This is a genomic window from Terrisporobacter othiniensis (assembly GCF_000808015.1).
GTDB lineage: Bacteria > Bacillota > Clostridia > Peptostreptococcales > Peptostreptococcaceae > Terrisporobacter > Terrisporobacter muris.
Window position 1 is genome coordinate 1 of the sequence record NZ_JWHR01000073.1, and the last position, 14951, is coordinate 14951.

The 14951-nt window shown below is 33.4% G+C and carries 14 protein-coding genes and 1 other annotated feature; all 14 genes read right to left on the reverse strand.

Annotated features, from left to right (window positions below):
• A partial coding sequence (locus tag QX51_RS19940) for a GTP-binding protein (RefSeq protein ID WP_242842707.1) occupies positions 1–163 on the reverse strand: 163 nt, incomplete at its 3' end.
• A gap of 100 nt (positions 164–263) precedes the next feature.
• Positions 264–2330 (reverse strand): elongation factor G, encoded by a 2067-nt coding sequence (gene fusA / locus QX51_RS07950; protein WP_039679380.1) that lies wholly within the window; start codon positions 2328–2330, stop codon positions 264–266.
• Positions 2331–2398: 68 nt separating this feature from the next.
• Positions 2399–2869, reverse strand: coding sequence for a 30S ribosomal protein S7 (gene rpsG, locus QX51_RS07955; protein WP_039679381.1), 471 nt, complete (start codon positions 2867–2869; stop codon positions 2399–2401).
• Positions 2870–3004: 135 nt separating this feature from the next.
• Complete coding sequence (gene rpsL / locus QX51_RS07960; protein ID WP_018590910.1) at positions 3005–3427, reverse strand: 30S ribosomal protein S12; 423 nt, start codon at positions 3425–3427, stop codon at positions 3005–3007.
• 291 nt (positions 3428–3718) lie between these two features.
• Positions 3719–7204, reverse strand: a complete 3486-nt coding sequence (gene rpoC / locus QX51_RS07965) for a DNA-directed RNA polymerase subunit beta' (RefSeq protein WP_039679382.1) — start codon at positions 7202–7204, stop codon at positions 3719–3721.
• Positions 7205–7243: 39 nt separating this feature from the next.
• Entirely contained in the window at positions 7244–10936 is a 3693-nt protein-coding gene (gene rpoB, locus QX51_RS07970) for a DNA-directed RNA polymerase subunit beta (RefSeq protein WP_039679383.1), read from the reverse strand.
• Between the two features lie 344 nt (positions 10937–11280).
• Entirely contained in the window at positions 11281–11643 is a 363-nt protein-coding gene (gene rplL, locus QX51_RS07975) for a 50S ribosomal protein L7/L12 (RefSeq protein ID WP_039679384.1), read from the reverse strand.
• A 69-nt stretch (positions 11644–11712) separates the two neighbouring features.
• Positions 11713–12216, reverse strand: a complete 504-nt coding sequence (gene rplJ / locus QX51_RS07980) for a 50S ribosomal protein L10 (protein WP_039679385.1) — start codon at positions 12214–12216, stop codon at positions 11713–11715.
• A gap of 42 nt (positions 12217–12258) precedes the next feature.
• Positions 12259–12392: a sequence feature (ribosomal protein L10 leader region), on the reverse strand.
• 63 nt (positions 12393–12455) lie between these two features.
• Complete coding sequence (gene rplA, locus QX51_RS07985; protein WP_039679386.1) at positions 12456–13154, reverse strand: 50S ribosomal protein L1; 699 nt, start codon at positions 13152–13154, stop codon at positions 12456–12458.
• 71 nt (positions 13155–13225) lie between these two features.
• Positions 13226–13651, reverse strand: coding sequence for a 50S ribosomal protein L11 (rplK, locus tag QX51_RS07990; RefSeq protein ID WP_039679387.1), 426 nt, complete (start codon positions 13649–13651; stop codon positions 13226–13228).
• Between the two features lie 35 nt (positions 13652–13686).
• Positions 13687–14229, reverse strand: coding sequence for a transcription termination/antitermination protein NusG (gene nusG, locus QX51_RS07995; RefSeq protein WP_039679388.1), 543 nt, complete (start codon positions 14227–14229; stop codon positions 13687–13689).
• A gap of 18 nt (positions 14230–14247) precedes the next feature.
• A complete protein-coding gene (gene secE / locus QX51_RS08000) occupies positions 14248–14463 on the reverse strand; it encodes a preprotein translocase subunit SecE (protein ID WP_039679389.1) in 216 nt (71 codons plus the stop codon).
• 25 nt (positions 14464–14488) lie between these two features.
• Positions 14489–14638 carry a 50S ribosomal protein L33 gene (gene rpmG / locus QX51_RS08005; RefSeq protein ID WP_018590901.1) on the reverse strand — a complete coding sequence of 50 codons (150 nt, stop codon included), beginning with the start codon at positions 14636–14638 and terminating at the stop codon, positions 14489–14491.
• Between the two features lie 226 nt (positions 14639–14864).
• The coding region (locus QX51_RS19945; RefSeq protein WP_152607224.1) for an EF-Tu C-terminal domain-related protein at positions 14865–14951 on the reverse strand (87 nt) is incomplete at its 5' end.

Sequence of the window (14951 nt, forward strand, 5' to 3'; positions counted from 1 at the left end):
GAGCTTTATCTATGTTAGCGAAATCTACAGCTTCTCCTAATTGATATCTGTCAAATAATGTTTTTGTTATTGCAGCTGTTAATGTAGTTTTACCGTGGTCAACGTGACCTATTGTTCCTATATTAACGTGTGGTTTATTTCTTTCAAATTTAGCCTTAGCCATTGTGAAATACCTCCTAATATATTTTATTATTATAATTTATTATCATAAGACGAGGATAAACCTCGTCTTACTAATTTATTTATTTAAAAGTAAATAATTATTATCTACCTTCAGCAACTTTCTTAGCAACATTTGCTGGAACTTGCTCATAGTGATCGAAGATCATTGTGTAAGTTGCTCTACCTTGAGTAGTAGATCTTAATTCAGTTGAGTATCCGAACATTTCTGAAAGTGGAACGAATGCATTTATAACTTGTGCACCTGATCTAGCTTCCATACCTTGGATTAGACCTCTCTTAGAGTTTAGTCCACCCATAACGTCTCCCATGTACTCTTCTGGAGTAACAACTTCAACTTTGAAGTATGGCTCAAGTAATACTGAATTACCTTTTTTAAGAGCTTCTTTCATAGCCATTGAACCAGCCATTTTGAATGCCATTTCTGATGAATCGACTTCATGGTAAGAACCATCATATAATTCAACAGCAACGTCAACAACTGGATAACCAGCTATTAAACCAGAGTTCATAGCACCTTGGATACCAGCATCAGTTGGTCCAACGTATTCTTTTGGTACAGATCCACCAACAGTTTTATTTTCGAATTTGTAACCAAGACCTGGCTCTTGTGGGCTAACTCTAAGTTTAACATGTCCGTATTGTCCTCTACCACCTGATTGTTTAGAATATTTGTACTCTACATCAACTGGTTGAGTTATAGTTTCTCTGTAAGCAACTTGAGGAGCCCCAACATTAGCTTCTACTTTGAATTCTCTTAATAATCTATCAACTATTATCTCTAAGTGTAACTCACCCATACCCGAGATTATAGTTTGACCTGTATCTTCATCAGTTTTAACTGTGAAAGTTGGATCTTCCTCAGCTAATTTTTGAAGAGCAGTTCCCATTTTTTCTTGAGCAGCTTTAGATTTTGGCTCTATAGCAACAGATATAACTGGCTCAGGGAATTCCATAGATTCAAGTATTATAGGATGTGCTGGGTCACATAAAGTATCTCCAGTAGTAGTATCTTTAAGACCTACTGCTGCAGCTATATCACCTGCATATACCATACTTATTTCTTCTCTTGTATTAGCATGCATTTGTAGTATACGTCCTATTCTCTCTCTCTTACCTTTTGTAGCGTTTAGAACGTAAGAACCACTTTCTAATGTTCCAGAGTAAACTCTGAAGAATGCTAACTTACCAACGAATGGGTCAGTCATTATTTTGAATGCTAATGCAGAGAATGGCTCTTCATCAGAAGAGTGTCTTTCATCTTCTTCTCCATCTTCTAATACACCTTTTATAGCTGGTATATCAGTTGGAGCTGGTAAATAATCAAGAACACCATCTATAACTAACTGAACACCTTTATTTCTGTAAGCAGTACCACAGAATACAGGGTTTAATTCACAAGCTATAGTAGCTTTTCTTAAAGCTGTTTTTATTTCTTCAACTGTAAATTCTTCACCTTCAAGATATTTCATCATTAACTCTTCATCAGTTTCAGCTACTGCCTCAACTAATTTTTCTCTCCACTCTTGAGCTAATTCTTCCATATCTGCTGGTATTTCAGTTATTTCAATTTCAACACCTAAGTCATCTTTGTATATAACTGCATTCATGTTAATAAGATCAACTATACCTACGAAGTCATCTTCTTTACCTATTGGTAATTGAACAGGTACAGCATTAGCGCTTAATCTTTCCTTCATCATGTCTATAACATTATAGAAGTTAGCACCTAATATATCCATTTTATTAACAAATGCCATTCTAGGTACTTTATAGTTATCAGCTTGTCTCCATACATTTTCAGATTGAGGTTCAACCCCACCTTTAGCACAGAATACAGCAACTGCACCATCAAGTACTCTTAATGATCTTTCAACTTCAACTGTGAAGTCTACGTGTCCTGGAGTATCTATTACGTTTATTCTATGACCTTTCCAAGTAGCAGTAGTAGCGGCAGAAGTTATTGTTATACCTCTTTCCTTCTCTTGCTCCATCCAGTCCATTTGAGAAGCTCCTTCGTGAGTTTCTCCTATTTTATGAGTTTGTCCAGTATAGAACAGGATTCTTTCTGTAGTAGTAGTTTTCCCTGCATCTATATGGGCCATTATTCCTATATTTCTAGTTTTCTCTAAAGGAAACTTTCTAGCCATGGTTATCCTCCTTAAGATATCCTTTATTATTTCATATCAAACAAATTCTATTCTTTATTTGTATAAAATTAGAATCTGTAATGAGCAAATGCTTTATTAGCTTCTGCCATTTTATGAGTATCTTCTCTCTTCTTAACTGATGCACCAGTGTTATTAGCAGCATCCATTATTTCTTTAGCAAGTTTTTCAACCATACCTTTTTCACCACGAGCTCTAGTATAGTTTACTAACCATCTTAAACCTAAAGTTTGTCTTCTTTCTGGTCTAACTTCTATTGGAACTTGGTAGTTAGCTCCACCAACTCTTCTTGCTTTAACTTCTAAAACTGGCATTATGTTGTCCATAGCTTTATTGAATACTTCTAAAGCATCTTCTCCAGTTTTTTCAGCAACTATAGCAAAAGCATCATACACGATTGTTTGAGCTTTTCCTTTTTTTCCGTCTATCATTAAATTGTTTATTAATTTACTTACCACTTTACTTCCATACATTGGATCTGGTAAAACTTCTCTTTTTGGAACATTACCTTTTCTTGGCATTTTGCTTCCCTCCTTAATTATTTAATCTTAAATCATAGGTACTCGACATAATAAAATGCCGTGATGCCATAAATACGAATATATATTTAAAGCACCGCACTATAATATTGTCATTTTATTGTTTAGTTTAGTAATTTATTTCTTTGCAGCTTTAGGTCTCTTAGCACCATATTTAGATCTTGATTGCATTCTCTTATCAACACCTGCAGTATCTAATGTACCTCTTAATATATGGTATCTAACCCCTGGAAGGTCTTTTACTCTTCCTCCTCTTATAAGAACAACACTATGCTCTTGTAAGTTATGTCCTTCTCCTGGTATATAAGCAGAAACCTCTATACCATTAGTTAATCTAACTCTGGCAACTTTTCTTAAAGCTGAGTTAGGTTTCTTAGGAGTAACTGTTTTTACTGAAGTACAAACTCCTCTTTTTTGTGGAGCACTAGCATCAGTAGATTTTTTGTGTAAAGAGTTGAACCCTTTTTGTAATGCTGGAGCAGTAGATTTCTTTTCTATTGCTTTTCTACTTTTACGAACTAATTGGTTAATTGTTGGCATCATCTGCACCTCCTTTTCAATATTTTCGATCTTAAATGATCGCCAACTAAATCAATATGAATTCATACTGACTTTGTAATAGTTTGTCACTATAAAATGTGATAAAAGCCACCATAAATATAGGGGCAACATTTAATAGTTTGGTACTTATAGTTCTTTATTTATATATTAATGCTTATTTAAAAGCTTACTAAAAACCTATGGTTTCAAGTAAACTTTTAAATTTCACACTTTTACATTTTAACATCACCGTCAATTGATGTCAAGAACTCTTTAATTTGCATTTTTGTATTATTCTTCTATCTTTTCAACGGCTATATTTCTATATTTTTTCATTCCTGTTCCTGCTGGGATTAACTTACCTAATATAACATTTTCTTTTAGTCCTATTAAGTGGTCTTCTTTTCCTTTTATAGCAGCTTCAGTTAAGACTCTTGTAGTCTCTTGGAATGAAGCAGCTGATAAGAATGATTCTGTAGCAAGAGATGCTTTAGTTATTCCAAGTAATACTCTCTTAGCAGTTGCTGGTCTAAGTCCATTTGCTATAGCTTCTTCATTACATTTTTCAAATGTTAATACATCTTCATAACCACCCGGTAATAAATCTGTATCTCCTGGATCTTCAACTTTAACTTTAGATAGCATTTGTCTTACTATAACTTCTATATGCTTATCGTTAACGTCAACCCCTTGAAGTCTATACACTCTTTGAACCTCTTTAACTATATATTCTTGAACTCCACCTATACCTTTAACTCTTACGATATCATGTGGGTTTATAGAACCTTGTGTTAAAGGATCTCCAGCTTTAACCATCTGACCTTGCTTAACTCTTAATCTAGAGTTATAAGCTATTGCGTAAACTTGTTTTTCACCTTCATCAGGTATAACTATTATTTCTTTTCTCTTAGCAGTTTCATCTATCTCAACTCTACCATCTATTTCAGCTATTACAGCTAAACCTTTAGGTTTTCTTGCTTCAAATAACTCTTCAACCCTTGGAAGACCTTGAGTTATATCTCCACCGGCAACCCCACCTGTATGGAATGTACGCATTGTAAGCTGTGTACCCGGCTCACCGATTGATTGAGCAGCTATTATACCTATAGCTTCACCTATATTAACTTCTTTTCCAGTAGCTAAGTTTCTACCATAACATTTTGAACAAACACCATGTCTAGTCTTACAGTTAAGAACAGTTCTTATTTGAACTTCTTCTATTCCTGCAGCTACTATATCTTCAGCTTGTTCTTCCATTATCATAGTATCAGCTTCTACTATAACTTCTCCCGTATTAGGATTTACTATAGGATCTATAGTATATCTTCCTACGATTCTGTCATATAATTCTTCGATAACTTCGTTACCTTCTTTTATAGCTACGATTGTTGAAGTATCAGTAGTTCCACAATCATAATCTCTAACTATAACGTCTTGAGAAACGTCAACAAGTCTTCTTGTTAAGTAACCTGAATCGGCTGTACGAAGAGCTGTATCTGAAAGTCCTTTTCTAGCACCGTGTGATGATATAAAGTATTCCATAACCGATAACCCTTCACGGAAGTTAGATTTAACTGGAATTTCTACTGTCTTACCAGATGCATTGGCCATCAGACCACGCATACCAGCTAACTGTCTTATCTGGTTCTTAGAACCTCTGGCTCCTGAATGGGCCATTATATAGATGTTGTTCATTCTTTCAAGTCCATCCATAAGTGCGTCAGTTACTTTGTTAGTAGTTTCTGTCCAAGTTTCTATAACTTTCTCATATCTCTCTTCATCAGATATAAGTCCTCTTCCGTAAGCTTTTTCAAACTTATCAACTTGTTTTTCAGCAGCAGCTATATATTCTGCTTTTTCTTTTGGTACTTTCATATCTGCAACCGCAACTGTTATACCACCAACTGTAGAATATTTAAATCCTAAAGCTTTTATGTGATCTAGAACTTCTGCAGTTTTTGTATTACCATGTCTTCTAAAGCATTTGTCTATTATTTTTCCTAATGCTTTTTTATCAACCAAGAAATCTATTTCTAATCCAAAAGGATCTACATTTCTATCTACAAATCCTAAGTCTTGAGGCATATTTTCATTGAATATAAATCTACCTACAGTACTTTCTACTAAACCTCTTCTACCATCTGAAAGTATTTTTCTCATTTTAACAGTAGAGTGTAGTTCAACAGCTCCAGTTTGGTAAGCCATTAATAATTCGTTGTAGTCTTTAAATATACTTCCTGTTCCTTTTTCTCCTCCTTGAGATTCTATAGTTAAGTAATAACTTCCTAGAACCATATCTTGAGATGGAGTAGTTATTGGAGAACCATCTTTTGGTGCAAGTATATTATTTACAGAAAGCATTAAGAATCTTGCTTCTGCTTGTGCTTCAACAGATAAAGGAACGTGAACAGCCATTTGGTCACCATCGAAGTCAGCATTATATGCTGTACATACAAGTGGGTGTAACTTGATTGCTTTTCCCTCAACTAATATTGGTTCAAATGCTTGTATACCTAATCTGTGTAGTGTCGGTGCACGGTTAAGTAAAACTGGATGGCTCTTGATTACATCTTCAAGCACGTCCCATACTTCTGGTTTTACTTTTTCAACTATAGATTTAGCACTTTTAATATTGTGTGCATAACCTTCTTTAACTAATCTATCCATTACGAATGGTTTGAATAATTCAAGAGCCATTTTTCTTGGAAGACCACATTGATAGAATTTAAGCTCTGGTCCAACAACGATAACAGAACGTCCTGAGTAGTCAACACGTTTACCAAGTAAGTTTTGACGGAAACGTCCTTGCTTACCTTTTAACATGTCTGATAAAGACTTAAGTGGTCTATTACCAGGTCCAGTTACCGGTCTTCCTCTTCTACCATTATCTATTAGAGCATCTACTGCTTCTTGAAGCATTCTTTTTTCATTTCTAACGATGATATCAGGAGCTCCAAGTTCTAATAATCTTTTAAGTCTGTTATTTCTATTTATAACTCTTCTATATAAGTCATTTAAGTCAGAAGTTGCAAATCTACCTCCATCTAATTGAACCATAGGTCTTAAGTCTGGCGGTATTACTGGTATTGCATCTAATATCATCCACTCTGGTTTATTTCCAGATTTTCTGAATGCTTCAACAACTTCTAATCTTCTTATTGTTCTTACTCTTTTTTGCCCAGTACTGTCTTTTAAGTCATCTCTTAACATTTTAGACTCTTTTTCTAAGTCTATTCTTTGTAAAAGTTTCTTAACAGCTTCTGCACCCATTCCAACTTCAAAAGTATTTCCATGTTCCATATAAACAGTTCTAAACTTATCTTCGTTTATTAACTCTTTTTCGTTTAATCCTGTTTCACCTGGATCGATAACAACATAAGAAGCAAAATATAATATTTTTTCTAGTGATCTAGGTGACATATCAAGTAAAAGACCCATTCTACTTGGTATTCCTTTGAAGTACCAGATGTGAGACATAGGAGCTGCAAGCTCTATATGTCCCATTCTAGATCTTCTTACTTTAGATTTAGTGACTTCAACACCACATCTATCACATATTACACCTTTATATCTAACTCTTCTGTATTTCCCACAATGACATTCCCAGTCTTTTTGTGGTCCAAATATTCTTTCACAGAACAAACCGTCTTTCTCTGGCTTTAAAGTACGGTAGTTTATAGTTTCCGGTTTTTTTACTTCACCATAAGACCATTCTCTTATTCTTTCTGGAGAAGCTAATCCTATTTTAATCGACTCGAAATTGTTTAATTCAAACAAGGAGTTCTCTCCCTTCTATTTGATATTTATTTTATAAAACTACATTTCATAATCTTCGTTCTCATCATTACTGTAGTCAAAATCATCGTAATTCATATCATCTAATACATCTTCATCTTCTTCAACTTCAATTTCTTCTATCATGTGATTTTCTTGAACTTCAGTATCATCACTAACTACTGAACCTTCAAATTCACTTTCTGGCTCATCGAAGTCAACATTTTCTTTAACTTCTAATTCTTCATCTTCTTCTGATAATATTTTTACATCTAAACATAAAGATTGAAGTTCTTTTATTAATACTTTGAATGATTCTGGTATACCTGGTTCAGGTATGTTCTCACCTTTAACAATAGCTTCGTAAGTTCTAACACGACCAACAACATCATCTGATTTAACAGTAAGTATTTCTTGTAGGATATGAGCTGCACCGTATGCTTCTAGTGCCCAAACCTCCATCTCACCAAATCTTTGTCCACCGAATTGTGCTTTACCACCTAGTGGTTGTTGAGTAACTAGTGAGTATGGTCCTGTACTTCTTGCATGTAACTTGTCATCTACTAAATGGTGAAGTTTTAAGTAGTACATATATCCAACCGTGATTCTATTATCAAATGATTGACCTGTTCTACCATCATATAAAGTTAATTTTCCATCTCTTGGATATCCTGCTTCTTCTAAAGCATCCATGATATCATATTCGTTAGCTCCATCGAATACTGATGTAGCAACATGCCATCCTAATTTCTTAGCTGCAAGCCCTAAATGCATCTCAAGTACCTGACCGATATTCATACGAGATGGTATACCTTGTGGGTTCAGAACTATATCCATAGGAGTTCCGTCTTCCATAAATGGCATATCTTCTTCTGGTAATACTCTTGAGATAACCCCTTTGTTACCATGACGTCCAGCCATTTTATCTCCGACTTTTATTTTTCTCTTCTTAGCAATGTAACATCTAACGCTTTCGTTTACTCCTGGTGATAAGTCGTCACCATTTTCTCTTGTGAATACTTTTATATCAACTATGATACCAGATTCTCCATGAGGAACTTTAAGAGATGTATCTCTAACTTCTCTTGCTTTTTCTCCGAATATAGCACGAAGTAATCTTTCTTCAGCAGTAAGTTCAGTTTCTCCTTTTGGAGTAACCTTACCAACTAATATATCTCCTGAATCTACCTCAGCACCTATTCTTATTATACCTCTTTCATCTAAGTTTTTAATTGCATTCTCAGATACGTTTGGTATATCTCTAGTTATTTCTTCTGGTCCTAGTTTAGTATCTCTTGCTTCACATTCATATTCTTCGATATGAATTGTTGATAATCTATCTTCTTTAACAAGTCTTTCGTTTATTAAAACGGCATCCTCATAGTTATATCCTTCCCAAGTCATGAAGGCTATAAGGCAGTTTCTTCCTAAGGCTACTTCTCCTAAATCTGTAGCTGGACCATCTGCTATAACATCTCCTGCTTCTATCACATCATTTTTGTTTATGATAGGAGTTTGGTTAACACATGTACCAGAGTTAGATCTTTTGAATTTAAGTAGTTTATACTTGTCTCTATTTCCGTCTTCTCTTTTTATTATAATTTCATCTGCAGTAACTCTTTCTGCTATACCAGAATGCTTAGCTACTACAACTGCTCCTGAGTCTTTAGCTGCTCTATACTCACAACCAGTTCCTATGATTGGTGCTTCTCTTCTTACTAGAGGCACAGCTTGACGCTGCATGTTTGATCCCATTAGGGCACGGTTGGCATCATCATTTTCAAGGAATGGTATCATAGCTGTAGCTATAGAAACAACTTGTTTTGGAGATATATCCATGAAATCCACTCTATTAGCAGGAAGTAATTCAACAGTACCATTAACTGTTCTACAAACTACTCTGTCATTTACGAACTCGCCATTTTCTTTTAACGGTTCATTTGCTTGAGCTCTTACAAATATATCCTCTTCATCAGCAGTTAAATATTGAATTTCATCTGTTATTCTTCCAGATTCTTTATCATATTTTCTGTAAGGAGATTCTATAAATCCATATTCATTTATTTTAGCGTAAGTTCCTAATGAGTTGATAAGACCGATATTTGGTCCTTCTGGAGTCTCTATAGGACACATTCTACCGTAATGAGAATGATGAACGTCACGCACTTCGAATCCGGCTCTTTCTCTTGAAAGTCCACCTGGTCCTAATGCTGATAATCTTCTCTTATGAGTTAATTCTGATAATGGATTTGTTTGATCCATGAACTGAGATAACTGAGAACTACCAAAGAATTCTTTAATCGCAGCTGAAACCGGTCTTATATTTACTAATGCTTGTGGAGTTATAGATTCCATGTCTTGTACAGTCATTCTTTCTCTTATAACTCTTTCCATTCTTGAAAGACCTATTCTAACTTGATTTTGTAATAATTCACCAACAGATCTTATTCTTCTATTTCCTAAGTGGTCTATATCATCTATAGTTCCAACATCAGAGAATAGGTTAAATTGATAATTTATAGATGCTATAATATCATCTAATAAGATGTGCTTTGGTATCAATTCTCTCATTCTTATTCTTAAAGCTTCTTTTATTTCTTCTTCTGTAGCACATTCATCTAAAATTTCTTTTAATGTTGGGTAATGTACTTTTTCTTTGATTTTTAAATCATCTATATCAAATTTAATATGAGACTTGATGTCTACAAAATTATTTCCTATTACTTTAACTTTTCTGTCTTCTTCAGCTAAAACATGAACAACGTTTATACCTGAATTTTGTATTTCCCAAGCTTTTTCGTAAGATATTTTTTCTCCATCTTTTACAAAAACTTCTCCTGTTTCAGGGTTTATTATGTCTTCGCAAGAAATTCTGTTCATTATTCTATAAGCTAATGCTAATTTCTTATTGAACTTATATCTTCCTACTTTTGCTAAGTCATATCTTTTTGCATCAAAGAATAGAGCATTTATTAATGATGATGCACTTTCTACAGTAGGTGGTTCACCTGGTCTTAGTTTTTTGTAAATTTCAACTAGACCTGACTCTACTGAATTAGTATTATCTTTGTCTAATGTAGCCAGTAATCTTTCATCTTCACCTAATAACTCTTTTATTTCTTCGTCTGTACCTATACCTAACGCTCTTAAAAGAACTGTTACAGGTTGTTTTCTTGTTCTATCAACTCTTACATAGATGACATCATTAGTATCAGTTTCATACTCTAACCATGCTCCTCTATTTGGTATAACAGTTGAAGATATCAATTTTTTACCAGTTTTCATATCTCTATCAAGTGCATAATATACACCAGGAGATCTAACCAGCTGACTTACTATAACTCTTTCCGCTCCATTAATTACAAAAGTTCCTCTATCTGTCATAAGAGGGAAATCTCCCATGAAGACCTTTTGCTCTTTAATTTCTCCAGTCTCTTTATTTATAAGTCTTACTTTTACATTTAGAGGTGCATGATATGTAGCATCTCTTTCTTTACACTCTTCTATATCGTATTTCGGTTTTTCGTCTAAAGAGTAATCTACGAATTCTAATATTAAATTTCCCGTGTAGTCTTCTATTGGAGAAATGTCTTCAAATACTTCTTTTAAACCTTCTTCTAAAAACCACTTATAGGAATCAACTTGTATTTCTATAAGATTTGGTAAATCAGCTATTTCTTTTATTTTAGAAAAGCTCATTCTAGTTCTCTTACCTATCGTGACAGGGTATGGCATTCACTTTTCACCTCTCAATAATTAAAAATAAAACCATTGTGATTCTAACGCATCTAGGAATTATACCACAAATCTGACTAAATTTCAATATTTTTATTGCCCAATCTTTTTAATTTTATGTATTAAATTTTATTCATAAAATATGCATTATTTATTATGCTCAAAAAATCAAACAATAATTCCAGTTTTTTAAAAATTTCCAAACTAGAGAATAGAAAACAGAAGTAAGTTTACATCTACTTTCTATTCTCTAGTTTATCATTTCATTTTTAGTTTAAAAAAAGGCATCTAACTAAAGATGCCTTTTATATTTTTATTATTAGTTTTTAATAACTATTTTATAATTATTTAACTTCTACAGAAGCTCCAGTTTCTTCTAATTTAGCTTTCATTTCTTCAGCTTCTTCTTTAGAAACTCCTTCTTTTAATGTTTTAGGAGCATTGTCAACTAAGTCTTTAGCTTCTTTTAATCCTAATCCAGTTATTTCTCTAACTGCTTTTATAACTTTAACTTTTGATGATCCAGCGTTAGCTAATACTACATCAAATTCAGTTTTTTCTTCAGCAGCAGCACCACCAGCAGCACCAGCAACCATTACTGGAGCAGAAGCAGATACACCGAATTTTTCTTCTGCAGCTTTTACTAATTCATTTAATTCTGTAACTTTCATTTGTTCTATAGCTTCTAATATTTGTTCTATTGTCATTTTTCGCACCTCCGAAATTATTTTCTTATTTTATTATCTTTTTATAATTTAATTTAAATTAAGTGACAATTAAGCTTCTTGTCCTTCTTTTTCTTTCACTAAAGCGTCTAATAAGTAAACGAAGTTAGACATTGGAGCTTTTAAGCTACCAAGTAATTTAGCAAGAAGAACTTCTCTTGGTGGTATGTTAGCAAACTCAACGATTTGAGCTTCGTTGTAGAATTCACCTTCAACAACACCCATTTTTAATTTCATTTTTGGATGAGACTCCATAAATTCTTTTATAACTCTAGCTGGAGCTATTGGATCTTCGTAACCAAATGCTATAGCATTAGTTCCTACTAATAATTCATCATTGAACTCAGTTATTCCAACTTCTTGAGCCGCTCTTCTTACTAAAGTATTTTTGTATACTTTGTAATCAACACCAGCTTCTCTCATTTTCTTTCTAAGTTCTGTAACTTCTTCAACTGTAAGTCCTTTGTAATCAACAACTATAGTAGAAGATGATTTTTGTAATTTTTCAACTATCTCTGCAACAACTTGTGATTTTATTTGTAAAGCTTCTCTCATCTAGATGTGCACCTCCTTCACCATGTAGGTTATAATTCGCCGCGATTCATATAAAAAGCTTTTATATTATCTATTGCATAGACGACATAAAAGCTTTAGTTTATCATTTATCTAAAACCTCGGTAGGATATTTAAGCTAAAGCACCTACTGTCTACGGCAAATCTATTCTTTTTTATATCAACAAATGTTATATTAACATTTTTGTTAGCTTATGTCAACTGGAATAATTAATCAATAATTAGTCAGTTATCTTAGCTGCATTTATTTTTACTCCAGGTCCCATTGTAGAAGCAACAGTAACTGTTCTTAAGTAAGTTCCTTTTGCTGAAGCTGGCTTAGCTTTTACTATAGCAGACATTAATGTTGCGAAGTTTTCAGCTAATTTTTCTCCACCGAAAGATACTTTTCCTACTGGAACGTGAACTATATTGTTTTTGTCTAATCTGTATTCAACTTTACCAGCTTTTATTTCTTCTATAGCTTTAGTAACATCAAATGTAACTGTTCCTGATTTTGGATTTGGCATTAAACCTTTTGGTCCTAATACTCTACCTAATCTACCAACTACACCCATCATATCTGGAGTAGCAACAACTACATCAAAGTCAAACCAGTTTTCTTTTTGTATTTTTTGTACTAAATCTTCAGCACCTACGAAATCAGCACCTGCAGCTTGAGCTTCAGTAGCTTTTTCTCCTTTAGCGAAAACTAAAACTTTTTTAGTTTTCCCAGTTCCATGAGGTAATACTATAGCACCTCTAACTTGTTGGTCAGCGTGACGTCCGTCAACACCTAATTTTATATGAGCTTCTACAGTCTCATCAAATTTAGCTGTAGCTATTTCAGCAACTAAATCTAAAGCTTCTTTTGAATCATATAATTTAGTTCTATCTATTTTTGCTAATGCTTGAGCATATTTTTTACTTTTCTTAGCCATTTTATTTTCCTCCTGTGGTTTATTTACGGTTTTACAACCTCCCACTTCTATACGAAGTGTCTAATCTAAAATTAGTCTTCTACTACGATACCCATACTTCTTGCAGTACCAGCTATCATTCTCATAGCAGCTTCTACTGAAGCAGCATTTAAGTCAGGCATTTTTAATTCAGCTATTTCTCTAACTTGAGCTGAAGTTAAAGTTGCAACTTTCTTTTTATTTGGTTCTCCAGACGCAGTGTCTAAACCAGCAGCTTTCTTTAATAATACTGCAGCTGGTGGAGTTTTAGTTATAAAACTGAAAGATCTATCTTGATATACAGTTATAACAACTGGTATTATCATTCCAGCTTGATCTGCAGTTTTAGCGTTGAATTCTTTAGTGAATCCCATTATGTTAACTCCGTGTTGCCCTAATGCTGGACCAACTGGTGGAGCTGGAGTAGCCTTTCCTGCAGGTATTTGTAATTTTATTTGACCTATAACTTTTTTAGCCATTACGAGCGCACCTCCTCAGATTTTCTATTCTGTTATTATATTCTTTCTATGTTTTTAAGACTCATTTCAAGTGGTGTTTCTTTTCCACCAAATGCGTCTATACATATTCTTGCTGTGTCATTATTTGTGTCAACATGTTTAACAGTCCCAGTTTGACCTACAAATGGACCACTTGTAATTTTTACAACTTCGCCAACTTCTAAATCTTCCGGACCACTTAATTTAAATACAGTTAAATCAATTCCCATTGCTTCAACTTCGGCATCACTTAATGGAACTGGTTTAGACCCAGGACCTACAAATCCTGTAACACCTTTTGTATTTCTTACTATATACCAAGATTCATCAGTTATAATCATTTTAATTAAAACATAACTTGGATATATTTTTCTTTGTCTAACTTTTTCTTTTCCTGTTTTTGTAGTTTCTACTACATCTTCAGTTGGTACAACCACATCTGTTATGAATTGTTCCATGCCTCTTGTTTTTACGGCTTTTTCTATGGTAGCTTTAACTTTATTTTCATGTCCTGAATAAGTATGAACTACATACCATCTTGCTTCTTGTAACTCTGACATTTGCTTTCTCCTTTTAATCTATTTTAGTATTAATCCTAGTGCACCAGATAATACAGTGTCTAATCCCCATACTAATATAGTAAACGAAATAATTGTAGCTAAAACTATACCTGTGTTTTTTAGCAATTCTGTTTTGGTTGACCATGTAACTCTTGCAAGCTCTTGTTTAGTGCCTTTTAAATATCCCACTAAACCAGACTTCTTTTTAACCTTTTGGTTTTCTTGAGTTGCCATCTACACTCACATCCTTAAAATAAGACTATTTTGTTTCTTTATGAGTAGTATGTTTTTTACAGAATTTACAGTATTTATTTAACTCAATTCTGTCTGGATTGTTCTTTTTGTTTTTTGTAGTGTTGTAGTTTCTTTGCTTACATTCTGAACAAGCTAAAGTTACTTTTACTCTCATCTGCTACACCTCCAAATTTGTAAATACAATAATATATATTGTTAAATAATACCTTAGACATTTACTTTAAAAATTAAATGTTAGATATTATCACCTTCCTTAATCATTACTTTGTATAAGTTATCACAAATTTATATTGATGTCAATGTTTTTGTAAGTTTACTGCTAAAAAAAGAGAGGTCGTAACCCCTCTTTCTTTATATATATAAATAATCTATTTTTTAGATTATTCTATTATTCCAGCTACAACTCCTGAAGCTACTGTTCTTCCACCTTCTCTGATGGCAAATCTTAATCCTTCTTCAACACATAT

What these genes read in the sequence shown, in the direction of transcription:
- fusA (WP_039679380.1), bottom strand. Translation starts at nt 2,330, where the DNA reads ATGGCTAGAAAGTTTCCTTTAGAGAAAACTAGAAATATAGGAATAATG.
- rpsG (WP_039679381.1), bottom strand. Translation starts at nt 2,869, where the DNA reads ATGCCAAGAAAAGGTAATGTTCCAAAAAGAGAAGTTTTACCAGATCCA.
- rpsL (WP_018590910.1), bottom strand. Translation starts at nt 3,427, where the DNA reads ATGCCAACAATTAACCAATTAGTTCGTAAAAGTAGAAAAGCAATAGAA.
- rpoB (WP_039679383.1), bottom strand. Translation starts at nt 10,936, where the DNA reads ATGCCATACCCTGTCACGATAGGTAAGAGAACTAGAATGAGCTTTTCT.
- rplL (WP_039679384.1), bottom strand. Translation starts at nt 11,643, where the DNA reads ATGACAATAGAACAAATATTAGAAGCTATAGAACAAATGAAAGTTACA.
- rplJ (WP_039679385.1), bottom strand. Translation starts at nt 12,216, where the DNA reads ATGAGAGAAGCTTTACAAATAAAATCACAAGTTGTTGCAGAGATAGTT.
- rplA (WP_039679386.1), bottom strand. Translation starts at nt 13,154, where the DNA reads ATGGCTAAGAAAAGTAAAAAATATGCTCAAGCATTAGCAAAAATAGAT.
- rplK (WP_039679387.1), bottom strand. Translation starts at nt 13,651, where the DNA reads ATGGCTAAAAAAGTTATAGGTCAAATAAAATTACAAATACCTGCAGGA.
- nusG (WP_039679388.1), bottom strand. Translation starts at nt 14,229, where the DNA reads ATGTCAGAGTTACAAGAAGCAAGATGGTATGTAGTTCATACTTATTCA.
- secE (WP_039679389.1), bottom strand. Translation starts at nt 14,463, where the DNA reads ATGGCAACTCAAGAAAACCAAAAGGTTAAAAAGAAGTCTGGTTTAGTG.
- rpmG (WP_018590901.1), bottom strand. Translation starts at nt 14,638, where the DNA reads ATGAGAGTAAAAGTAACTTTAGCTTGTTCAGAATGTAAGCAAAGAAAC.